The 21,233-nt window shown below is 62.1% G+C and carries 18 protein-coding genes and 1 tRNA gene; 15 read left to right on the top strand and 4 right to left on the bottom strand.

What is annotated here, in order from left to right; translation table 11 throughout:
- Positions 1-811 precede the first annotated feature (811 nt).
- The 5 genes from BP869_RS01125 (at position 812) to BP869_RS01145 (ending at position 7,498) form a co-directional block, all read left to right on the top strand.
- Positions 812-2,458 (top strand): histidine kinase N-terminal 7TM domain-containing protein, encoded by a 1,647-nt coding sequence (locus BP869_RS01125; RefSeq protein WP_342676110.1) that lies wholly within the window; start codon positions 812-814, stop codon positions 2,456-2,458.
- A 43-nt stretch (positions 2,459-2,501) separates the two neighbouring features.
- Positions 2,502-4,124 carry a thiamine pyrophosphate-binding protein gene (locus BP869_RS01130; protein ID WP_342676112.1) on the top strand — a complete coding sequence of 541 codons (1,623 nt, stop codon included), beginning with the start codon at positions 2,502-2,504 and terminating at the stop codon, positions 4,122-4,124.
- An 80-nt stretch (positions 4,125-4,204) separates the two neighbouring features.
- Complete coding sequence (locus tag BP869_RS01135) at positions 4,205-5,551, top strand: pyridoxal phosphate-dependent aminotransferase (RefSeq protein WP_342676114.1); 1,347 nt, start codon at positions 4,205-4,207, stop codon at positions 5,549-5,551.
- 226 nt (positions 5,552-5,777) lie between these two features.
- A complete protein-coding gene (locus BP869_RS01140; protein WP_342676116.1) occupies positions 5,778-6,968 on the top strand; it encodes a hypothetical protein in 1,191 nt (396 codons plus the stop codon).
- Positions 6,969-7,030: 62 nt separating this feature from the next.
- Positions 7,031-7,498, top strand: a complete 468-nt coding sequence (locus tag BP869_RS01145) for a YbhB/YbcL family Raf kinase inhibitor-like protein (protein WP_342676118.1) — start codon at positions 7,031-7,033, stop codon at positions 7,496-7,498.
- 111 nt (positions 7,499-7,609) lie between these two features.
- Here the strand turns inward: BP869_RS01145 and BP869_RS01150 are convergent, their stop codons facing one another.
- On the bottom strand, positions 7,610-8,197 hold the full coding sequence (locus BP869_RS01150) for a hypothetical protein (RefSeq protein WP_342676120.1): 588 nt from the start codon (positions 8,195-8,197) through the stop codon (positions 7,610-7,612).
- An 85-nt stretch (positions 8,198-8,282) separates the two neighbouring features.
- On the opposite strand from BP869_RS01150, the gene BP869_RS01155 reads away from it, so the two are divergent.
- Both BP869_RS01155 and BP869_RS01160 read left to right on the top strand, forming a co-directional pair.
- Positions 8,283-9,008 (top strand): ABC transporter ATP-binding protein, encoded by a 726-nt coding sequence (locus BP869_RS01155; RefSeq protein WP_342676122.1) that lies wholly within the window; start codon positions 8,283-8,285, stop codon positions 9,006-9,008.
- Positions 9,001-10,395, top strand: coding sequence for a hypothetical protein (locus BP869_RS01160; protein WP_342676124.1), 1,395 nt, complete (start codon positions 9,001-9,003; stop codon positions 10,393-10,395). The genes BP869_RS01155 and BP869_RS01160 overlap by 8 nt, the downstream gene beginning before the upstream one ends.
- Positions 10,396-10,655: 260 nt before the next feature.
- On the opposite strand, the gene BP869_RS01165 is transcribed toward BP869_RS01160, so the two are convergent.
- Both BP869_RS01165 and BP869_RS01170 read right to left on the bottom strand, forming a co-directional pair.
- A tRNA-Gly gene (locus BP869_RS01165) sits at positions 10,656-10,727 on the bottom strand.
- Positions 10,728-11,059: 332 nt separating this feature from the next.
- Entirely contained in the window at positions 11,060-12,031 is a 972-nt protein-coding gene (locus BP869_RS01170; protein ID WP_342676126.1) for a DUF7544 domain-containing protein, read from the bottom strand.
- Positions 12,032-12,143: 112 nt separating this feature from the next.
- On the opposite strand from BP869_RS01170, the gene BP869_RS01175 reads away from it, so the two are divergent.
- From BP869_RS01175 to BP869_RS01210, 8 genes are all read left to right on the top strand, one after another.
- The gene (locus BP869_RS01175) at positions 12,144-12,785 is read left to right on the top strand and encodes a bifunctional precorrin-2 dehydrogenase/sirohydrochlorin ferrochelatase (RefSeq protein ID WP_342676128.1); all 642 of its coding nucleotides are present in this window, start codon (positions 12,144-12,146) and stop codon (positions 12,783-12,785) included.
- Between the two features lie 7 nt (positions 12,786-12,792).
- A complete protein-coding gene (gene hemA / locus BP869_RS01180) occupies positions 12,793-14,037 on the top strand; it encodes a glutamyl-tRNA reductase (protein ID WP_342677375.1) in 1,245 nt (414 codons plus the stop codon).
- Entirely contained in the window at positions 14,016-15,002 is a 987-nt protein-coding gene (hemB, locus tag BP869_RS01185; protein ID WP_342676130.1) for a porphobilinogen synthase, read from the top strand. Before hemA ends, hemB begins: the two co-directional genes overlap by 22 nt.
- Entirely contained in the window at positions 14,989-16,233 is a 1,245-nt protein-coding gene (hemL, locus tag BP869_RS01190; protein WP_342676132.1) for a glutamate-1-semialdehyde 2,1-aminomutase, read from the top strand. The genes hemB and hemL overlap by 14 nt, the downstream gene beginning before the upstream one ends.
- Positions 16,224-17,108, top strand: coding sequence for a hydroxymethylbilane synthase (gene hemC, locus BP869_RS01195; protein ID WP_342676135.1), 885 nt, complete (start codon positions 16,224-16,226; stop codon positions 17,106-17,108). The genes hemL and hemC overlap by 10 nt, the downstream gene beginning before the upstream one ends.
- Positions 17,105-17,851 (top strand): uroporphyrinogen-III C-methyltransferase, encoded by a 747-nt coding sequence (gene cobA / locus BP869_RS01200; protein WP_342676137.1) that lies wholly within the window; start codon positions 17,105-17,107, stop codon positions 17,849-17,851. Before hemC ends, cobA begins: the two co-directional genes overlap by 4 nt.
- A gap of 140 nt (positions 17,852-17,991) precedes the next feature.
- The gene (ilvD, locus tag BP869_RS01205; protein WP_342676139.1) at positions 17,992-19,635 is read left to right on the top strand and encodes a dihydroxy-acid dehydratase; all 1,644 of its coding nucleotides are present in this window, start codon (positions 17,992-17,994) and stop codon (positions 19,633-19,635) included.
- Between the two features lie 628 nt (positions 19,636-20,263).
- Positions 20,264-20,851, top strand: coding sequence for a carbonic anhydrase (locus tag BP869_RS01210; RefSeq protein ID WP_342676141.1), 588 nt, complete (start codon positions 20,264-20,266; stop codon positions 20,849-20,851).
- Here the strand turns inward: BP869_RS01210 and BP869_RS01215 are convergent.
- Positions 20,839-21,189, bottom strand: coding sequence for a hypothetical protein (locus tag BP869_RS01215; RefSeq protein WP_342676143.1), 351 nt, complete (start codon positions 21,187-21,189; stop codon positions 20,839-20,841). The genes BP869_RS01210 and BP869_RS01215 overlap by 13 nt on opposite strands.
- Positions 21,190-21,233: the final 44 nt, after the last annotated feature.

Raw genomic sequence — 21,233 nt, forward strand, 5'->3', positions numbered from 1 at the left:
CTGCCTCCAATCGAGGGGTCACACCTCCCATTCAGGGCCATATCAGGGAGATCCGGCGATCCTGGCATACCTGGGCCTGTGTGCGAAACAGGATGAAATCCGGCAGGACTCAACGCCCCCAGGTCGCCGATATGAGTGCAGGTAATGTCCCCCCCTTCCCGGTCTCCCTGGTGCCGGTGAAGGAGAGGGAGTGGGGTTGGAAATTGCCCGGATCCGGGATCCGTGGAAATCCCTGCTCTGACGTGCCTGTAAAGGGAGGTGCGACCGCAGGGAGCGTGAATCTTTGATTTTCAAGGAGCCCCCAGACTCCTAAGACAGGCTATCCCGAAGAGCAGGGGGATCAGCGAGGGTCGGTTGCCGGGATCGATCCGGAATCTGAGTGTGAGGTGCCGCAGACAGCAAAAGAGCCCCAAAATCACCGGGGATCCGGCACCTTGCAGGGCCCCTCTTCCGCCGTGGTGCGAGGGGTGCAATCGGCCTGTGATACGGGGAGGAAAATCTCCATATTGCGCCGGGATCCCCGATCAGGCTGGAATATGCCCGCAATCTTTATACACCCCTCAGGAGTATCATTCATTATCCCACTTCACAGGAGGTGAAGTCCATGGCAAAGAAGGGAGGCAAGAAGCAGCCGAAGGAACCCCAGGAGTAAATATATATCCCACTCCTATTTTTTTCTTTTTTATGAAATCTGCCCGAAACGGGTAGATAATGTACATATCCCCCGATGAAAACATAGTCTATCCATGGCCGCCAGATCTGCGGGTGCGATCCGGCACTACACGCCTGTTTTCCTTAAAGAGGGGTGCCAATGAGCCTCTATATCCAGAGCGTCATCTTGATGGCGGCCTCTTTCCTCATCGCGACTTCCTTAATCCATGAAACCTGGAAAAGAAAGCAGAGTGCCGGAGCAATATCATTCTGCATCTTTCTCTCCGGCATCCTTCTCTGGTCCCTGGGGTGGGGGATGGCCCTCCTCCCTCTGGGAGGAGAGTGGGCCGTTTTCTGGATCGATGTGGCCTTCCTCGGTGCGGCCGTCCTGCCGGTCGCATGGATGATCTTTGTCCTCCAGTACACACGGAGAGGGCACCTTGCCACACCTGCCATGGCGGCCGCCATCGCCACCGTGCCTGCCGTGACCGTCTGGCTGCGCTGGACAGGGCAGGCCACAGCAAACAGTTTCTTCACGGATGTCTGGCCCTGGATCTTTATCGGCTACCTGTACCTTGTCGTCGTCGCAAGCATCCTTCTCCTTGTCTCGATGCTCTTGAACGCCCCGCCCATCTTCAGGAAGCAGATCGGGTTCGTGCTGATGGGTACTCTCGTCCCCTGGATTGCGGTCATCTCTTTCATCGGCGAAACGGCAGCAGGTGACGGCACCGTCATCCCCTTTGTCATCATGCTCGCCGCACTCGCGATCTTCGCCGGCGCCTTCAGGTTCAACCTCTTCGAACATATCCCACTCCTCATGGACAGGGTGGCAAACAGCCTCAATGACGGTATCTTCCTCCTCGACCCGGAGTACAGGATCATTGAGATCAACCACACCGCGGCGCGGCTCATCGGAAAGGCGAGCGATGACGTCGCAGGGAAACCCGTTGCCTCGGTGATATACCTCTTTTCCAGACTGATCAGGGATTACGGCGGCAACCAGGAGACGGCATATATCCAGACCGTGAAACAGCGGGGCGACATGCTCCAGCACTATGAACTGCGTATCTCACCACTGAAAGACGAGCGTTCGCAGGTCTTCGGACACCTCCTTGTCGTCAGGGACATCAGCAGGCTCAAAGAGACAGAGGATGCTCTGATATCGGCGCACAAAAAGATCACCATCCTCTCGGACATCACCCAGCACGACATCAAAAACCAGCTTGAGGTGATCGAGGGATATGCCGGGATCCTCGCCGAGATCACACCGGCGGGATCGGCGGAGGCAGAGTACATGCAGAAGATCTGCCGGGCCGCAGAACTGATAGGCAGCCATATCGCCGTTTCCCATGACTACCAGAACCTCGGCGTCATGTCCCCCTGCTGGCAACCGGTCAGGGAAATCATGCTGAAATCAGCACGGGTCCTGCAGAACAATGCGATCACCCTTGATGTCAGGACAGGCGACCTCGAGGTCTTTGCCGACCCCCTCTTCGAGAAGGTCTTTTACACGCTCTTTGAAAACGCCGTCAGGCACGGCAGGGGGGTGACGAGGGTCACGGTCACATTCGAAGAGACGATGGACCAGGGTATCCTCGCCATGGAGGACGACGGCAAAGGGGTGGCCGATGCGATCAAGGGCCGGATATTCGACAAAAATGTCGGCAGCCACACAGGCCTCGGCCTCTTCATCACCAGGGAGGTTCTTATGACCACCGGGATCTCCATCAGGGAGACGGGGATCCCCTGGAAAGGCGCACGCTTCGAAGTGTGCGTGCCGGAGGACCGGTACCGTTTCCAGGGTTAAGCATTATATCATACCCTGCCCCATGCCGGGCCGCGGTGAGCATATGACCGGAGGTACGACAGGGAAGAGCGACGGGCAGACCGTCGCCGAGGTGATCGTCGATGAACTCGCACGCCGGGGGGTGAACCTGGTCTTCGGGGTGCCGGGGACCTCGTCCCTCGGGATCATCGATGCGGTGAGAAAAAACCCGGATGTCCGTTTTATCCAGGTGCGCCATGAGGAAAACGCGGCAATGGCCGCGTCGGCCTACAACAAACTGACAGGGCGGGTCGCCGCGTGCGTGACCATCGCCGGACCTGGTGCGACGAACCTGGCCACCGGTCTGTACGACGCAAAGGAGGACCATGCGTCAGTGATCTCCCTCAACGGTCAGGTCGAGGTGCAGTACACCGGGCCGGGCGGCTTCCAGGAGATCGATCAGGACGCCTTTTTCCGGCCGATCACCGTCTTCAACAACACGGTCCACGATAGGACAAAGGCATTGAAACTCGTCGATGCTGCCCTGCGGCATGCAATCGTGAAGAGGGGAGTCGCCCAGCTCTCTGTCCCGAACAATATCCAGAAAGAGACTCTCGACCCGGCCCACTGTCCTCGCGAGGGGCCGCCGCCGCCGACAGGGATCGCACCCCCTGAGTCTGAGATCCAGAGGGCGGTCGCCGCGATCGAGAGGGCCGAACGGCCGGTGATCCTTGCCGGCTGGGGGGCACGCACGGCCGCGGAGAGCGTGACCACCCTCGCGGAACGGATCGATGCGCCCATCCTCACCACGTTCAGGGCGAAGGGCGTCATCCCCGAAGACCATCCCTGGCACCTCGGCATACTTGGCACAGTGGGCTCTGGCTTTGCACGCCAGCAAGCAGAGTCGGCCGACCTCCTCCTCGTCTTCGGCGTCGGCTTCTCGGCACAGACCCATATCCCCGAGGAGATCCCGATGGTCCAGGTCGATCTCGACCCGATCAAGCTCGGGCGGAACTCTGCGTCTGTCCTCCTGTGGGGCGACTGTGCCCGCGTCATCCCCGACCTCCTCGGCCGCCTCGGGGAGAGGAGGGACGACGCACTCAGGGAGGAGGTGGCACGCCAGAAACAGACCTGGGCGGCGCAGAGGGAGAAGGAGGCCGACCCGGCCGCTGTCCCTATCCGCCCGCCCTCTATCATGAAAGTGCTCTCAGAGACCCTCCCGGACGACGCGGTCATCTCTATCGACGTCGGGGAGAATGGCTGGTGGTTCGGCAGGAACTATGTGATGAAAAAAGGGCAGGCATTTGTCATGTCCGGGTACCTGGCGACGATGGGTTTCGGCCTGCCCGGCGCCATCGCCGCGAAACTTGCCTATCCAGAGAGACCCGCCGTCTGCATCACCGGCGACGGCGGGTTTGGTATGGCGATGGCCGAGTTCCTCACCGCGGTGAAGTACGACCTCCCCATCGTCGTCGTCGTCCTCAACAACCACGAACTCGGCATGATCCTCGTCGAGCAGAAGATGGAACATTACCCGAACTTCGGAACAGAACTCCACAACCCTGACTTCGCCGCCTATGCACGGGCCTGCGGCGGATCCGGTTTCAGGGTAGAGAGGCAGGCCGACCTCGCCCCCGCGGTTCGGGAGGCACTGTCGGCCGGCGTACCGACTGTCATCGACGTGGAGACCGATCCGAAGCGTTTCTGATCTCTCCCCATTTTCGCCGGCGAAGGGCGAACACTTATCATCAACCCTGCCCATCCCGGCATGCCATCGGGGGGATGGTTATGCAGCAGATATATGCCATGCAGACAGAGTCGCATCTTGAGACCATTGCGATGCCCGAGAACCTGCGGGTCGGGCAGATGATCATACGGCAGCGGGAGAGGTGCACCAGGATCGGCTGTCATGTGAGATATTTCAACTTCGCCCTCGGGCAGTCGCCTTTTCCGGTGCCGCCGGCACTCTCCGCGGCCCTCACACGGGAGGCAGGAGCCGGGCACTACACCGACGCCGTCGGGGTTCCCGAACTCAGGGACGCCGTTGCAGAGTTCTACAAGAGACACTTCAGGGTACATGCCGAGCCAGAACGGGTCATCGTCGGCAACGGGACGAAGGAGATCATGTATATTCTCTTCTCTGTCCTCGATGTCGAGGTGGTCCTCACCTCCCCATCATGGGTCGGCTATGCCCCCATCCTCAGACTCCTCAGGAAGACCTACACGACACTCGGGCTCGACCGCAAGGACGGATACCGGATCAACCCCCACGACCTGGAGGCGGTCCTGGCAGAAAACCCCGACAGGCGCCACCTGCTCGTCCTCAACAACCCGAACAACCCGACCGGAGTCCTCTATTCCCGCCGGGAACTCTCGAAGATCGCCGACGTCTGCCGGCGGTACGGCTGTTTCGTCCTCGCCGACGAGGTCTACGCCCTCACCACCTATGCGGCCGGGGACGTCTGCTCCATGGGCGCGGTCTATCCCGAAGGAACATTCGTCACCGGCAGTCTCTCCATGGACCGTTCCGCACCCGGATACCGCCTCGGCGTCTGCGTCCTCCCTGAAGGGGACCAGGAGGCCCTCATGCAGCACCTGACGCGGGTGGCGGCGACGATGTACACCTCGGTGGCGACGCCGGTCCAGTACGCCGCGGTCACTGCGTATGGAGGCGACCCGGCCGTCGAAGAGTACATCCAGACGACGCGGGAGATCCACCGGATCATGGGGGGATACATGAGCCGCGCCTTCGGGATGATCGAGGGTGTGGAGGTGACACACCCGCAGGGCGGTTTCTACTTTCTTGCCGATTTCAGCGCCCTTGCCGGTGACCTCGCACGGAAGGGCGTGAGATATGCAAACGACCTCTCCCGCGCCCTCCTCGATCATCCCCACCATGTCGCCACGGTCAGCGGGGACGCCATCATGCTCCCATCCGACGTCTTTTCCGCCCGCGTCGCCTTCGTCGACTATGATGGCAGGAGGGCGATGGAGGTGTACAGGGAGAACCGTCCTGAGACAGGTCTGGATGAGGTCGCCTTCGTCCAGGACGCCGCGCCGCGGATGATCGAGGGGGTCGAGGCGGTGCGGAAGTTTGTCGAGGGGGTCAAAAGGAAGACCGCCGACTTCGTCTAACCCTTCAGCCTCCCTCCGGAGCAGGGATCGGAGCATGCCAGAGCGAGAGCGGCGGTGATCACGGAACGCCGGGCCCGTGTGAGAACCGGAATTTCAGGCTATCAATTCTCTTTTTCCCGTTTTTCCCGCAAAAAAATTATTTTTCCAGTGACTGGCCAGATGAAAGCTCCTTTATACTGTAACTTTCAGATCCTGAAATGGCCTATTTCCGGTCATCTGATGCGATATGAATACGATAAAGAAAGCGGGGGGCGTTCTTGCAGGACCTGTCGCCCTCGCGCTCCTCCTTCTGGTTGCCGCCAGCGGGTGTGTCGGGTCTGGCACCGGGGTTTCACAGGACCTTCAGGCCCCGGTTGATGAGGAGGAGCAGACGCCTCTCCCAACAGAGTCCCTCCCGACACCGACGACCGAAGAAGGCTATGCCCTGCCAGCAATCATCCTGGCCAAGGCGCCCGTACAGGAGACGATGACACGGGCCTTTCCGACAAAGTTTGAGAAGAAGACCTATACCATCGAGATAGAGGTGAACGGGAGCGTCTATGATGGGGCGCGGGACGTCGACAGGCGATGGCCGATCAGTGCGTCCTGGGGCGACCCCGCGGTCATGACGGCCTATTACCAGCGCTATATCGAAGACCCCGCAATGGAGGTCTTCTTCGACGATCTGGCCCGGCCTTTCCGGTACATCAAAGCGGCCGACGGCCTGAACGACGAGGAGTACCTCGAACTCCTGATCACCTTCGTGCAGCAGATCCCGTACGACCCCGACGCCCCGTCAGAACCCAGGTATCCGGTCGAGGTGGTCGGTGACATGAAGGGAGACTGCGACGAAAAGAGCCTGCTCCTCCTCGGCATGCTCGCCCACGAGGGCTATGACGCCGCCCTCCTCCTCTTCCCCGGCGAACACCATGCTGCCGCGGGTATCGGCATCACGGTCAACGGCAACCCCTCCTTCAGGGTCTTCGAGAGCCCTGACCGCGAGAAATATTTCTATATTGAGAGCACGGGCCCGACCTATATCGGCCGTTACACCGAACCCTTCGGGAGCGCGGAGGCGTACGTCGTCTCCCTCGGCAACGGGACCAAGAGTTTCGATCGGGTGAACTATGTCACCCGGATAACCGGCATCTACCAGAAGATCGATGACCGCCTCCCTTATATGAACACCCGGATGGAGGAGTGGCGTGACGAGATCGCGGAACTCAAGGAGAGTCTCACGCACGGCACCTACGAGACGCGGGAAGAGTGGGACCGCGACCACCGAAAATATACCGGCCTGATCATGCAGCACAACGACTATGTGCAGAAGTTCAACAGGTACATCGAGGTCAGGACCTATATCGCCAACCACCCCTATGACATGGACGGGGTGTACCGCTATATCCAGAACAGCAATGTGGAGGATATCACGATCTGATCTGGTGCAACCCGCACCCCCTTTCATATACTATGTGCGATACTCTCGCGGAGGTATCGAGGATGGAAAACCCTATTGTAAAGATCGGGTTCAATGTCTTCCCAACGAGGCACACCTGCGACGGCGAGGACATTTCACCGGAAATTCATATTTCCCGATTAGAGTCACCCTATTTTGCGATCATTCTCACCGACCCCGGCGCAAAGGTCGACCACTGGCTCATCTGGAATATCAAGGCGACAGATGTCATACCTGAAGGGATCCCCGGGAAAATTGAGGTATCATCCCCTATCTCGGCATTGCAGGGAATGAACGACCTCGGGGCTATCGGGTACAGCGGCCCCTGCCTGCCCGAGGGGGCAGCCCACGAGTACTACTTCAACCTCTATGGGACGGACGCTCCTCTCGACCTTCCGGGCGGCGCGACTGGAGCGGAGTTGAGAGAGGCGCTCAAGGGGCACACGATCCAGTACAGCGGGATGGCGGTGGCAGGGTACAGCCGGAAGGTACAGGAGATAAAAGCCCGGTAAAGGGGGAGACGGGTACAGACAGGGAAGGAAGGGATCATGGCGGCGTCCCTCCAGGGAAGTCTATCCCATGCATCCGAATCTCTGGAATGAGTGGAGATCGCGGTCGATCTATCAATCCCCGAAGTCCACCGTATCTCCGCAGTCCCAGGTGTCGCCCTCTTCTTCTGATTCCCCCTCCTTTTCCGGGTCCTGATAATGGTTCGGAATATACCCCGGTCCACAGCCACCGGATGCCGATCCCTTAATGTGAAGGATTCGACCAAGAAGGGTCATCAAAAGAAAGACCACGATGAGTAAAGCCCCTACTTCAAGTCCCAGGACAGAAAATTTACCATCCTCTACATAGACTTCGCCGACGGCTTCCAGCGTGTAAAAACCAAACAGCCCACTGATGACTCTCGCCAGTTCGAACAGATCGCCGAATGCCACTCTCCTCCCTCCATTCTCCTGCCGATACGGGACGACGGGCAGGCGCCGACCCTCATGCAGAGGAAAGGAGAGAGCAAAAAAATCATTTTCGAATGATATTATATATTGAATATATTCTATTGAGAATGCCCGGCGGCCGGCACCCACTACCGGCGATCCCCACTCTCCAGAGCCCGGCCGCATCTCCCAGCGGTGACGCGAAGCCGGGGAGAGACTGCAGGCGTGTAACCGGAAGAGTGCCGCGAATGCAGGATACGATGGATAAACCATTCGATATTCTCCCCATCTTTTTGTCCCGGATAATTTGAAAATATTGATACCTCGCGAGCATCCACCTGGATCCGGAGACGCACGCGTGAACGCCATACTGGATGTACGGGATCTCACAAAGGTCTACGGGGACACCACCGCACTGGATAGTGTCACCTTATCCGTCGAGCAGGGGGCGCTCTTCGGGCTTCTCGGCCCCAACGGGTCGGGGAAGACCACGATGATCAAACTCCTGACCGGCCAGGTGCGGCCGTCCGGCGGTGTGGCGACGGTGCTCGGCATGGACGTCGTGGCCGACCCTGTGGGGGTGCGCATCCGGGTCGGGATCATACCCGAGCAGGAGACGCCCCCGAGTTTTCTCACCGCGGAGGAGTACCTCCACCTCGTCGGCGCCGTCAGAAAGATCCCGGACATCGAGGAAGAGATGGCCTGGTGGTTCGAGTACCTGGAGTTCGGGGACAAGAGAGATGTGCTCTGCAAGGACCTCTCCCGCGGCACGCGGCAGAAACTGATGTTCGCCCAGGCGTTTCTCCACCGCCCGGTGCTCGCCCTGATCGACGAACCTCTCATCAACTTCGACCCCATCATGCAGGAGAGGGTGAAGGACTACCTGGCCGGGTACGTGAAGAAGGGCAACACCGTCTTCATCTCCACGCATATCCTGGAGATCGCGGAGGAGATCTGCTCGGACTTTGCCGTCCTCCACAGGGGCAAACTTCTTTCGACCGGCAGCGTGGCAGAGGTCACGGGGACGGGGCGGCACCTCAACGAGTACTTCCTCTCCCTTGTCAGGCAGGACGGCCATGTTTGAACTCTTCCGCGCCATGATGAAGGAGGAGTGGCGGGTCCACTCCACGATGTTCGGGAGCCTCAGCTTTGCCCTCTACCCGGTGCTGATCTTCGCCATCGCCTGCATGGGCTCCTTTCTCCTCCCTCTCCTGAGGCCGCTCGTCCCCTTCGGCGACCTCGCCCTTCTCACGCACGCGTTGTTCCTCCTCCTCGGCCTCATGGTCGGGGCGTTCGGCCTCCTCATGAACGAGGTGATGGAGAGGCGGTTCGGGCAGGCGAGCAGCCTTGCCTATGCGGCCCGCACCCTGCCCGTCTCGGAGAGGGTCATCTTCCTGAACTTTGTGGTGAAGGATACGGTCTACTACTTCGTCCTCTGGGTGCTCCCCTTTGTCGCGGGGTTCGCCCTCGCCGCACCCTTCTCCGGCATCCCGCTGGCGACGCCGGCGCTTCTCCTCCTCACCCTCTCCCTCTCCTTCCTCACCGGCCTTGCGGCGGCATTCTTCCTCTCGATGGCCTATGCCCGCTCGAAAGGGTTGCTCGCCGCGGCCTCTGTCCTCCTCGCCGGCGCCGGCGTTGCAGCACACCTCGGCGGCGTCTCCCTCTTCCTCCCTCTGGCCCTCTTCCGCGCCTTCTCGTGGGGGACTTTCCTTGCGGCGTGCGTCGTCGTCCTGGTCCCTGCCGCCCTCTCCATCGCCCTGCTCCAGCCCGAGTCCGCCGCACGGGCGAAGCACCACAGGGAGATGCTCGCGCCCCTCGCCAGGCGCCTCTCCCCCCTCCCATACCCCGCCCTCGCCGCGAAGGACTGCATCGACCTGCTGCGGAGCGGCAGCGCCGTCGGCCAGACCCTCTTCTCCTTCCTCATCCCCCTGGGGGTCATCTGGTTCTTCCTCTCCCTCCTCGGCCCCTTCCTCCCGGCTTCCGGCATCCTCCTCCTCTTCGCGGCCCTCAACGGCGTGGTCGCCTCGACGATGTACATCTGGCTCACGATGTTCGACAGCTTCGGCCCGTACGCCTGCCTGCCCCTCGGCGTCGCCGACGTCATGAAGAGCAAGGTCTGCGTTTTCGCGGTGCTGCAACTCATCCCGGCCGCCTTCATCGCCCTCGTCACCGTCCTTGCGGGGGAGGCGGCGTTCCTCCTCCCCGCCCTGGTGCTCTGCCTCTCCGTCTCCTTCTACGGCCTTGCGGTGACGATCCACCTCACCGGCCTCTCCCCGAATGTCCTCCTCTACGACCCGAAGGCGCTCGTGCTCTACCTCCTTGCGCTGGGCGTCCCTCTCGTCGCCCTTATCGTCCTCTCCTTCATGAACCCCTGGTACGCGATGGCGTCGGTGGTTCTGGTGGGAGTTGGGTGGGGGATTGTGCAGAGGGGGTTTGTGAAGTGGGAGGGGAGGGAGGTGGTGGGGTATTGAGAGGGATCCCTGCTGAAGAATCAGTTGAGATATAATGACCCGACATTGCCAGGAGGAAAATCACATTTTTCCATAGGGCTGCGGGAGAATGGATCTCTCTCTGTGAAAAATCTAAAATCCAACGAGAAGACCCTGTATTCAGTCAATCATGACGACTCATGGCAGCAGGGATGGCCCCGCCCCGAAACCCCTCACTACCGCAAAAAACTCTCGAAAAGACACAAAAAAAATGTCACCGATCAATCAAAGGGAAGAAGAAGTGCGCCGACCGGGACTCGAACCCGGGTTTAGGCGTTGGCAACGCCTAGTGATAACCACTACACTATCGGCGCTCTGCTGGTGTCGTATCACCGCAGTGCTCTACAATATTTGCTATACTCACATATAAGGATTTTCCACAGGCCCGGCCCGGACCGGGCTCTGCGGGGGTCAGGGACCCCGCCGCGCAGAGGAAGGCCCCCCCGGGCCACGTCGGGGCCGCGATGGGGCGGGGCGGCGATCGGACTGCATGCAGGCGACATTGGCGTATTCCAGGCAATACTCGCCGACATACAGGTGCCGGAGACAAAAAGATCCGCACCGCCCCGGCAACGCCGCAGGGGAGTGGGACAGCGCACCCCTGCCCGCGGTGCCACGGGGTGCCGCAGAAAAAAGGGGACACCCCTTACACCGCAGCGTCGCCTTCAGGCTCTGCCAGCAGGTCGTGCGCCGGGCTGAACCGCCGCAGGACGTCGAGGGAGTAGAACCTGAAGAAGGTGACGAAGGGCACCTGCAGCAGGAGGAGAAAGGGGAGGGCGAGGAGAACGACGGCGAGGATCAGGAGGACCAGCGCCCCCAGGGTTGGGCCATCGACGAAGAGCCCTGCAAGGAGTGCGACGACAAAGAGCGGAACCCCGATGACAGCGAGGACGAGGAGACCGAGTATCCCCATGATCAGCGCTGCGACGATGGCAAGGATGACCTTCGCGATGACATAGACCGCCGCGTTCTTCAGGTCCGCGCGGAGAATGCCGTAGGCCCGCCGCCACCCCTCGATGATCCCGCAGTTGTCCGCGATCATCACCGGAACCACAAAGTCGATAGTGAGCATCAGCACCGTCCCGACGACCAGGGCCAGGAGGATGACCACCGGTATGAGGAGGAGCAGGGCGAGGACATTCGGGACGCCCGAGAAGATGCCGGTGACGACCCCGAAGACCGCAAAGCCGACCATCACCGTGATGAAGACAAAAGCCATCAGGATCTCGAAGAGGAAGAAGGACAGGCCCGGACCCATCCGCTCCCTGAAGGTGCGGGAGAGGGAGACCCGGCCCGAGGTGAGGCAGTCCACGAGCACGAACTGGAAGACCGACCCGACATAGGCAAAGAGCAGTGCAAGGACGATCACGGCCGCAAGGATCAGGAAGAAGGTCGTCGGGGCGAGACCGAAGAAGTCGGGCACCGGCATGGAACCCACCTCCCGGCCACCCCGGTCAGGGAAGGAGTAGTTGCCGCCGCCACCACCGCCGATCCCCCCGACAAAGAACGAGATCACGGCGAGCCTGAGCCAGACGCCGACATTGAATGGCCAGAGCAGCGATTTTGTCCGGGACACAGCCCCTTCAATAGCGCTGAAGGCATGGAAATCCGTTGTCATGCGCAAAGATCAGGAAAGGGAGATGATAAAGACGGTGGTCGGTCGGGTATTACGGACGTGAACCGCGGATAATACATAATCTTAATTTGCGGCCGCCACCCACAGAACAGTGATGATCCCGCTGATCCTCGACCTCACCGGGAGGCACGTCGTCATCTTTGGCGGCGGTGCCGTGGGAGCGCGAAAAGCGGCATATTTCTGTCGCGAAGCGAGGGTCACCGTTGTCAGCCGGAGTTTCCTGCCCTCCCTTGCCGGCTCCGGCGCCGCGTGCGTCGAGGCCGACATCGGGGCAATGGACAATCGTGCAATCCTCGCCCTGCTGGAGGGGGCCTTTCTTGTCGTCGCAGCCACGCCCGACGCCGCCCTGAACGACAGGATCGGGCGCCTGGCGCGGGAGACGGGCGTTCACTTCAACAACGCGCACGGGGAAACCGGCGACGTCCTTATCCCCTCGGTCCTCCGGGGGGAGCGCTACCTCATCGCCGTCAGCACCGGGGGGACGAGCCCGGCCGTCCCGCGGTTCCTCAGGGAGCACCTTGAGGAGGCCTTCCCCAACCTCGACACAATGATCGGGGTCGAAGGGAGACTGCGCGAGGACCTCAAAAGCTCCGTACCCTCCCAGGACGAGCGGAGCCGGATCCTCAGGGCCGTCCTCCGCGACCCCGACGCATGGGCATGGCTTGCCAGCGGCGAAGACGAGGCGTACCGCAAAATAAGGGAGCGATATATCAGTGGAAACATATCTCTATACTGACCTGGCCATGGCCGGCCTCAACCACCACGCGGCTGGCCTCGCCGACCTCGAAGCGTTCAGGTTCGCCGACGAGGAGGCCTTTCTCACTGCAGCCAGGGAACGGTTCAAGGGCGTCTTTCTCCTCCAGACCTGCAACCGGATCGAGGTGCTCGTCCACGGGACCGCGGGGGACCTCGCCGACTTTCTCCACGACCTCGGGAGAGAAAGGTTCGAGGTCCGCGAAGGGGTGGACGTCCTCCGCCACCTCCTCCAGGTCGCCGCCGGTATCGACTCAATGATCATCGGCGAGGACCAGATCCTCGGTCAGATGAAACGCGCCTGGGCGGCCTCGCAGGCGGTCGGTACCAGTGACCATGTCATCGATCTCTGCATCAAGAAAGCCGTGCACGTCGGCGTCGAAGTGCGGAAGAGGACGAAGATCAACAGGGGCGCCGTCTCCATCGGTTCCGCGGCCGTTGCCCTCGCCGAAGAACTCTTTACGAGTCTCAAAGGCCGGCATATCCTCGTCATCGGCAGCGGGGAGATGGGAATGCTCGTCGCCCAAGCCCTCGCCGCGAAGGACCTGACCGCAATCTACGTGGCAAACCGGACGTACGAGAGGGCGGTCGTCCTCGCCGAGAAGATCGGGGGGAAGGCGGTCAACTTCGGGGAACTGAAGCGCTACATCACCCTCTCCGACGTTGTCATCACCTGCACCTCCGCGCCCCACCCAATCCTCACCAGGCCCCTCCTGGCCGAAGTGATGAAAGGGCGGTGCTGGCCCCTCGACGGCCACCCGCGGCCCCTCGTCGTCATCGACATCGCCCAGCCGCGGGACGTCGAGGAGGGGGCCGGGGAAGTCGACGGCGTCAACCTGTACACCATCGACAACCTCCGCGACGTCAACGAGCACACCCTGACCTCGCGGAAGGCCGAGGCCGACCGCGCCCATGACTATATCGAATCCGAACTCGACCATTTCCTCACGATGCTCAACGCCGCCTCGGCCGACGACGCCCTGCGGGGCCTGTACACCTGGGCCGAGACGATCCGCGTCAGGGAGCGCGACCGGGCCTGCGCCCGCCTCCAGGGAGGCGACGCCCAGACCGCGGCAATCATCGACGACCTGACCAGAGTGCTCGCAAAAAAACTCCTCCTCGACGCCACCTACTCCATACGGGCATGTGCGGAGCAGGGGCAGACCAGAGAGGCAGAATGGCTGGTGAAGGCAATCACCAGAGGTGACGGACTATGTTCCCGGAAAGACGACTGAGACGACTGAGAAAGAGAAACCTCCAACCTCTCTTCAGGGAGACGAGGATTGATGTAAGCGACCTTGTGATGCCGCTCTTCTTCGACGAGACGATCGAACAACCCGTGGCCATCACGTCGATGCCGGGCCAGTACCGGTACCCGGTCGGGGACGCAAAGACCGTGGCAAAAAGACTGAAAAATGCGGGGATCTCCGCAGTCCTCCTCTTCGGCGTTCCCGCGGAGAAGGACGCCGCCGCCCACTCGGCCTATGCCGAGAACGGCGGACTCCAGCAGGCCGTCGCCGCCATCAAGAAGGCCTGCCCGGAGATGGTGGTGATCACCGACGTCTGCGCCTGCGAGTACACCGACCACGGCCACTGCGGGATCATCGGCGAGACCTCGTCAGGAGAGATAGACCTCCTGAACGACCCATCCCTTGCCCTGATGCAGAAGATCGCGGTCTCGCACGCCCGCGCCGGCGCCGACATGGTCGCCCCCTCCTGCATGCTCGACGGCCAGGTCAGTGCGATCAGGGCGGCCCTCGACGCCTCAGGCTATGCCGAGGTCCCGATCATGTCCTACTCCACGAAGTTTGCGAGCGCCTTCTACGGCCCCTTCAGGGAGGCAGCACACTCGGGTTACTCCTTCGGCGACCGGACCACCTACCAGATGGACCCGGCGAACGGCCGCGAGGCACTCCTCGAATCCGAGATGGACGCGGACGAGGGTGCCGACATCCTGATGGTGAAACCGGCCGCCCTCTACCTCGACGTGCTGGCAAAGATCCGGGAGATCGGCCTCCCGGTCGCTGCCTACCAGGTCTCGGGCGAATACTCCCAGATCAAGGCCGCGGCAGAGCGGGGATGGATCGACGAGAGGCGGTGCGCCCTTGAAAGCCTCACCTGCATCAAGAGGGCAGGGGCCGACCTGATCATCACCTATTACGCAGAGGACGCAGCGAGGTGGCTCCATGAAGAGCAGTGACCTCTTTGCACGGGCACAGGGCCTGATGCCCGGCGGGGTCTCAAGCCCGGTGCGGGCAATCAAGCCGTACCCCTTCTACACGGCCGGTGCGCACGGCCCCTTCCTGCGGACGGTCGAGGGGCAGGAGTTCGTCGACTGCTGTCTCGGGTATGGTCCCCTCATCCTTGGCCACGCCCATGACGTGGTACGGCAGGCGATCGAGGTGCAGCTTGCCGAGGGCTGGCTCTACGGCACCCCCTGCCCGCACGAGATCGCCCTTGCAGACAGGATCTGTGCCGACCACTCCTCTATCGAGATGGTCCGCTTCGTCTCCAGTGGGTCCGAGGCGACGATGGCCGCGATCAGGCTTGCCCGCGCTGCCACAGGAAAACCCGACATCGTGAAGATAGAGGGCGGCTTCCACGGCGCCCACGACGCCGTGCTCGTGCAGGCGGGTTCCGGGGCGACGACAATGGGCGTCCCCGACTCGGCTGGCGTCGTCGCCGACCTGGTGCGCCACACCCGGCAGGTGGCGTACAACGACCCCGCGGCCCTCGACGCCGTCCTCTCCTCGTCGGAGGAGATCGCCGCCCTCATCATCGAACCGGTGATGGGCAATGTCGGCCCCGTCCTCCCCGGGGAGAACTATCTGCAGGAGGTGCGGCGGATCACAGAGGACCACGACGTCCTCCTCATCTTCGACGAGGTGATCACCGGCTACCGCCTTGGCATCGGCGGGGCGCAGAAGCGCTTTGATATCACACCCGACCTCACGACCCTTGGCAAGATCATCGGCGGCGGCCTGCCTATCGGGGCCTTCGGCGGCAGGCGCGACCTCATGGAGATGGTCGCCCCGCAGGGCCCGGTCTACCAGGCCGGCACCTTCAGCGGGAACCCCCTGACCATGGCCGCGGGGGCCGCGGCCCTCGGCTGGCTCCACGGCCACCCGGAGGTCTACCAGCATCTCGACGAAGGGACGAAGGCCATCGAGGACGCCTGCGAGGACGCAGATGCCGGCGGCTCCTTTGTCAGGCTCGGCTCCATGTTCAAGTACTTCTTCAGGGCCGAGCCACCGAAGAACTATGCTGAAGCGAAGGAGAGCGACACCACAGCATTCAGAAGATTCTGGGAGAAGATGTTGGCGAAGGACATCTTTGTCCCGCCGTCGCAGTTTGAAACAAACTTCCTCTCGGCAGCGCACACAGAAGAGATCATCGAACGCATCGCGGACGCATACAGGACATGTCTCTGAGAATAGGAACACGCGGGAGCCAGCTCGCCCTTGCGCAGACAGAACGGGTCTGCAAGGCGCTGGCGCAGATAGGCATCGAAGTTGAAACGGCAGTCATCAGGACGAAGGGAGACACCAACACCGGCGTCCCCCTCCACGAGATCGGTGGGCAGGGCGTCTTTGTCCGGGCCCTCGACGAGGCGATCATCGACGGCACCATTGATGCCGCCGTCCATTCCATGAAGGACATCCCGGCAAAGAGGCCGCGGGGCGTCGTCACCGGCGCCGTCCTCACCAGGGACTCGCCAGCCGACTATCTTGCCTATGAAGGGAACATCGCCGATGTCCGGGTCGTCGGCACCTCCTCGACGCGGCGGCGGGCGCAGTTGCTGCGGCACGACCCCGAGATCGATGTCAGGCAACTGCGCGGCAATGTGGACACGCGCCTCCACAAGATGCGGGAGAAGGAGTACGACGCCATCGTCCTCGCCGAGGCCGGCCTTGAGCGCCTGGGCTACACGGTGAAGGGGCAGCGTCTGCCGACATCCCAGTTCGTCCCCTCCCCGAACCAGGGTACGATCGCCGTTGTCTGCAGGAACAGCCCGGAGATCATCGAAATGATCCAGCCCCTCGACGACCCACAGACGCGGATGGATGTCGGGATCGAGCGGATCATCATGGAAGAGGTCGGCGGCGGCTGCTTCACACCGCAGGGCATCTACTGCCGGGACGGCCACCTCATCGCCGAGGTGCTCGCCCTCGACGGGAGCAGGAATGTGAGGGTCGAGGAGGAAATCACGACCGCGGACGAGGCCCGGGAATGCGGCAGGAAACTTCGCACCGACGCCGGCGACCTCATCAGGGAGGCCTACAAACAGCTGGGGATCATGCCATGACAGGAAAGGTAATCCTTGTGGGATCGGGGCCGGGCGGGCTCGGCCTCATGGCGGTGCGGGCACAGGAGGCGATCGCGGAGGCCGAGGTCATCCTCTATGACCAGCTCCCCGGCGACGAGATCCTGGCAACCTTGCCCGAGAGTGCGGAAAAGATCGACTGCGGCAAACACGGTGGCGACCACACCCTCGAACAGGACGATATCGAGGCCTTGATGGTCGAGAAGGCCCTAGAAGGGAAGAATGTCGTCAGGCTGAAGGGAGGCGACTCCTTCCTCTTCGGCCGGGGTGGGGAGGAGATGGAGACCCTCCGCACCCATGGCATCGCGGTCGAGGTGGTGCCCGGCATCACCTCGGCCATCGCCGTCCCCGAGTCTGTCGGAATCCCTGTGACCCACCGGAAGTTCGCCTCCCAGGTGACGATCATCACCGGCCACGAGGACCCGACCAAGGGTGAGTCTGCCCTGGACTGGCAGTTCCTGGGCAGGACGCGGGGGACGATCGTCGTGCTCATGGGCGTCAAGAACCTGGGGAAGATCGCGGAGGCCCTGGTCGGGAACGGCCGCGACCCGGCGACGCCTGTCGCGGTCATCGAGCGCGGCATGCGCCCCGACCAGAGGGTGACGGTCGGGCCCCTCGCGGAGATCGCGGCGATCGCCCGTGCACAGGGCGTCAGGCCGCCCGCGGTCATCGTCATCGGCGAGGTCGTCGGCCTGTACGACGGCACGCCTGTCTACCGGCCCTGAACGTTCTCGATAGTGCGAGCGGGAAGGCGTCTTCCCTCTTTTTTCAGCCATCATGACGATGGCCGTGCCTCTCACGGCGTGACCCTGCTCCCTCCGGGCAGAGGGTTGATATACTCTCAGGCAGTCTCTTTGTGAGAACCATGAGGAGCGATCTCGTCAAGAAAGGGTACCCGAGGGCACCGAACCGCGCCCTCCTGCGGGCGCTCGGGATCACCGACAGGGAGATGGACCTCCCCTTCATCGGCATCGCCAATGCCTGGAACACAATCATCCCGGGACACACCCATCTCAGGTCTGTCACCGAGAAGGTGCGGGAGGGGATCGCCGCGGCGGGCGGTGTCCCCTTTGAGTTCGGGGTCATCGGGGTCTGCGACGGGATCGCGATGGGCCACGAGGGGATGCGTTACTCCCTGCCGTCGCGGGAGAACATCGCCGACTCCATCGAGCTGATGGTCCAGGCCCACCGCTTCGACGGCCTGGTCTGCGTCGGCACCTGCGACAAGATCGTGCCCGGCATGCTGATGGCCGCGGCACGCCTGGACATCCCGGCCATCATGGTCACCGGCGGGCCGATGCTGCCGGGCAACCTGGGCGGGCGCGACCTCACCCTCACCGATGTCTTCGAGGCCGTCGGGAAGGTCGCCGCGGGCGCGATGGGCGAGGGCGAACTCCATGGCCTGGAGTGCGCCGCCATGCCCGGCTGCGGGAGTTGCCAGGGGCTGTACACGGCGAACACCATGGCGTGCATGACCGAGGCGATGGGCATGTCCCTGCCCGGCTGCGCCGCCATACCGGCCGTGGACGCCGCAAAACTGAGGGTCGCGCGGGAGAGCGGGGAGACGGCCGTCCGCCTGGTGCACGAGGGCGTCACGGCACGGAGGATCATCACCCTCGAAAGCCTGCGGAACGCCGTCAGGGTGGACATGGCCCTCGGCGGGTCGACGAACACCGTCCTCCACCTGATGGCGATCGCCGCCGAGGCCGGGGTGCCCCTCACCCTCGCCGACTTCAACACGATCTCGGACACCGTGCCGCACATCAGCCACATGCAGCCCGGCGGGCCCCACTCCATGGTCGCCCTTCACCGCGCAGGAGGGATACCGGCCGTCCTCCACGCGGTCATGGAGCACCTCGAAGACACACCGACAGTCTCCGGCAGGACGACACGGTCGATCGCGGCCTCGGCCTCGGTCCTCGACACCGCCGTGATCAGGCCAGCCGAGCACCCGGTCCACGCGGCGGGCGGCCTGAAAGTCCTGCACGGCAGCCTCGCCCCGGCCGGCGCCGTCGTCAAGGCGGCCGCCGTGGACGACGCGATGTGGCGGCACACCGGCCCCGCCCGCGTCTTCGACGGCGAGGACGCCGCCATGAAGGCGATCCTCGGCCAGAAGATCAGAGAGGGCGACGTCGTCGTCATCAGGTACGAAGGGCCCCGCGGCGGCCCGGGCATGCCGGAGATGCTCTCGCCGACCGCCGCCCTTGTCGGCTTCGGATACAGGCAGGTCGCCCTCGTCACCGACGGACGGTTTTCCGGCGGGACGCGGGGGCCGTGTATCGGGCATGTCGCCCCGGAGGCCGCGGCAGGCGGGCCGATCGCCCTCGTCAGGGAAGGGGACCGGATCGCGATCGACCTCCACAACCGCCGCCTCGACCTCCTCGTCGACGAGGAGACCCTGAAGTCCCGTCGCCATGAGTGGAAGCCCGTGAAAAAACAGTTGTCAGGCATTCTCGCCCGGTACGCCGCGACAGTCGGCGGGGCTGACACCGGGGCAGTGCAGAGGTGAGGGGCTGGGCTTAGGGTATGAGAACGTGGTGAGAATGGTGGTCTAAAGACTTTCCCATATATTCACCCCGGATTTCACCCGCCAGAAGCTAATTTAGAATAGGACCGGGGAAGAGAGAAAATGAGATCCATAGGAAGGCGATTGCCATCCCACTCCTATCCTGATGGCAGGGTGCGAGCTTTAGCGAGCTTGAGAAAGCCTTTGGCTTTCGAAGGTCTGAGAGGATGAACGAAGTGAATCGAGAAAATCTTTGATTTTCGAGCGGCAGCCCCACTGTGGAGAGCGCCGATTCGTCACCTTCCTCACAATCTAGACTGGGGGACTAACGTCCCCAGACCCCCGATCTAGGATAGGACCGAGGAAGACAGAGCAGAGATTCTGAGAAGAGGAGTGCTTGCTATCCCGTCCCTATCCTGTACCACGAGCAGGGGGCCGAGAACAGAGGGAGTATGAGAAAAATGTTAGTTTTTCAAGCAACAGCCCGCAACACAGTGTTCAATCCACTGCTTTCCCCATACCACCCTCACCGCCCCTCCCGATCAGATCCTCTCCAGAATCGATTTCGGAGGGTTCAATACCTCTCACGGACATTTTTTACCATCGGCAGCATGCCTGCCGGGAGTTAGGTATGATTGACAGGTTCCTTGAAGGCAATAAGACATTCATTGAGGGCGAGTTCACCGAACACCGCGACTACTACCGCGACCTCGCCACGGGACAGAGCCCCACCGTCCTGTGGATAGGCTGTTCGGACTCGAGAGTCGCCCCGGAGAGGATCACCGGCGCAATGGCCGGCGAGATCTTCGTCCACCGCAATATCGGCAACATCGTCAGGGTCGGTGACTGGAACTTCGCCACGATCCTGGAGTACGCCGTCAAACACCTGAAAGTCTCCGACATTGTCGTCTGCGGCCACTCAGACTGCGGCGCGATGAAGGCACTGATCTCGGACAAAGAATCGAACGAGGCCTACATTCCCCTGTGGCTCTCGAACGCCGCCGTGGCACGCAAAGAGGTCGAGAAGAATACGCCGAAGCCCTCCGACCCCGCGGGCCTGAAGAAATGGGGGCAGATGATCGAGGAAGAGAACGTGAAACTCCAGCTTAAAAACCTCCGGACCTACCCGATCGTGAGGGAGGCGGAGAAAGAGGGAAGGGTTGCGGTCCACGGTCTCTACTTCAACCTTGAAACCGGAAAGCTGGATCAGATCGCCTGACCAAGGGCGGAATCAATCTCTTTTTTTATCTGCGGTAGAGAGACGCGGCCGACAGGGGTGAGTTTCCCGTTCACCAGGACGATCGGGATAGGGGGCTGGTGCTCTTCGACGATCTGCTGCACGTAGTCGGGGACGCCCTTGTCGAGGAGAGTGAGCGTCACGTCCACCTTCCCGCCATACTCCTCTAAAAGAGCCTCTTTCAGGGCCTCAGTTGCGTCCACGAGTTTCCCCGAGAGGTAACATTTTTTGAGGCCGCAAGAGCGCTCCTCATTGCAGGGGAAGGGGCTGCACTCCCCATACGAAAACCCGATGATCTCGATGTGGGCATGGTCTGCCATGCCTTCAGTGTTTGATCCGGGCCAATATGAGCATTTGTTCTGTG

It is taken from the genome of Methanofollis sp. UBA420 (assembly GCF_002498315.1).
Lineage (GTDB): Archaea > Halobacteriota > Methanomicrobia > Methanomicrobiales > Methanofollaceae > Methanofollis.

What these genes read in the sequence shown, in the direction of transcription:
- BP869_RS01125 (WP_342676110.1), top strand. Translation starts at nt 812, where the DNA reads ATGAGCCTCTATATCCAGAGCGTCATCTTGATGGCGGCCTCTTTCCTC.
- BP869_RS01130 (WP_342676112.1), top strand. Translation starts at nt 2,502, where the DNA reads ATGACCGGAGGTACGACAGGGAAGAGCGACGGGCAGACCGTCGCCGAG.
- BP869_RS01135 (WP_342676114.1), top strand. Translation starts at nt 4,205, where the DNA reads ATGCAGCAGATATATGCCATGCAGACAGAGTCGCATCTTGAGACCATT.
- BP869_RS01140 (WP_342676116.1), top strand. Translation starts at nt 5,778, where the DNA reads ATGAATACGATAAAGAAAGCGGGGGGCGTTCTTGCAGGACCTGTCGCC.
- BP869_RS01145 (WP_342676118.1), top strand. Translation starts at nt 7,031, where the DNA reads ATGGAAAACCCTATTGTAAAGATCGGGTTCAATGTCTTCCCAACGAGG.
- BP869_RS01150 (WP_342676120.1), bottom strand. Translation starts at nt 8,197, where the DNA reads ATGGTTTATCCATCGTATCCTGCATTCGCGGCACTCTTCCGGTTACAC.
- BP869_RS01160 (WP_342676124.1), top strand. Translation starts at nt 9,001, where the DNA reads ATGTTTGAACTCTTCCGCGCCATGATGAAGGAGGAGTGGCGGGTCCAC.
- BP869_RS01170 (WP_342676126.1), bottom strand. Translation starts at nt 12,031, where the DNA reads ATGACAACGGATTTCCATGCCTTCAGCGCTATTGAAGGGGCTGTGTCC.
- BP869_RS01175 (WP_342676128.1), top strand. Translation starts at nt 12,144, where the DNA reads ATGATCCCGCTGATCCTCGACCTCACCGGGAGGCACGTCGTCATCTTT.
- hemA (WP_342677375.1), top strand. Translation starts at nt 12,793, where the DNA reads ATGGCCGGCCTCAACCACCACGCGGCTGGCCTCGCCGACCTCGAAGCG.
- hemB (WP_342676130.1), top strand. Translation starts at nt 14,016, where the DNA reads ATGTTCCCGGAAAGACGACTGAGACGACTGAGAAAGAGAAACCTCCAA.
- hemL (WP_342676132.1), top strand. Translation starts at nt 14,989, where the DNA reads ATGAAGAGCAGTGACCTCTTTGCACGGGCACAGGGCCTGATGCCCGGC.
- hemC (WP_342676135.1), top strand. Translation starts at nt 16,224, where the DNA reads ATGTCTCTGAGAATAGGAACACGCGGGAGCCAGCTCGCCCTTGCGCAG.
- cobA (WP_342676137.1), top strand. Translation starts at nt 17,105, where the DNA reads ATGACAGGAAAGGTAATCCTTGTGGGATCGGGGCCGGGCGGGCTCGGC.
- ilvD (WP_342676139.1), top strand. Translation starts at nt 17,992, where the DNA reads ATGAGGAGCGATCTCGTCAAGAAAGGGTACCCGAGGGCACCGAACCGC.
- BP869_RS01210 (WP_342676141.1), top strand. Translation starts at nt 20,264, where the DNA reads ATGATTGACAGGTTCCTTGAAGGCAATAAGACATTCATTGAGGGCGAG.
- BP869_RS01215 (WP_342676143.1), bottom strand. Translation starts at nt 21,189, where the DNA reads ATGGCAGACCATGCCCACATCGAGATCATCGGGTTTTCGTATGGGGAG.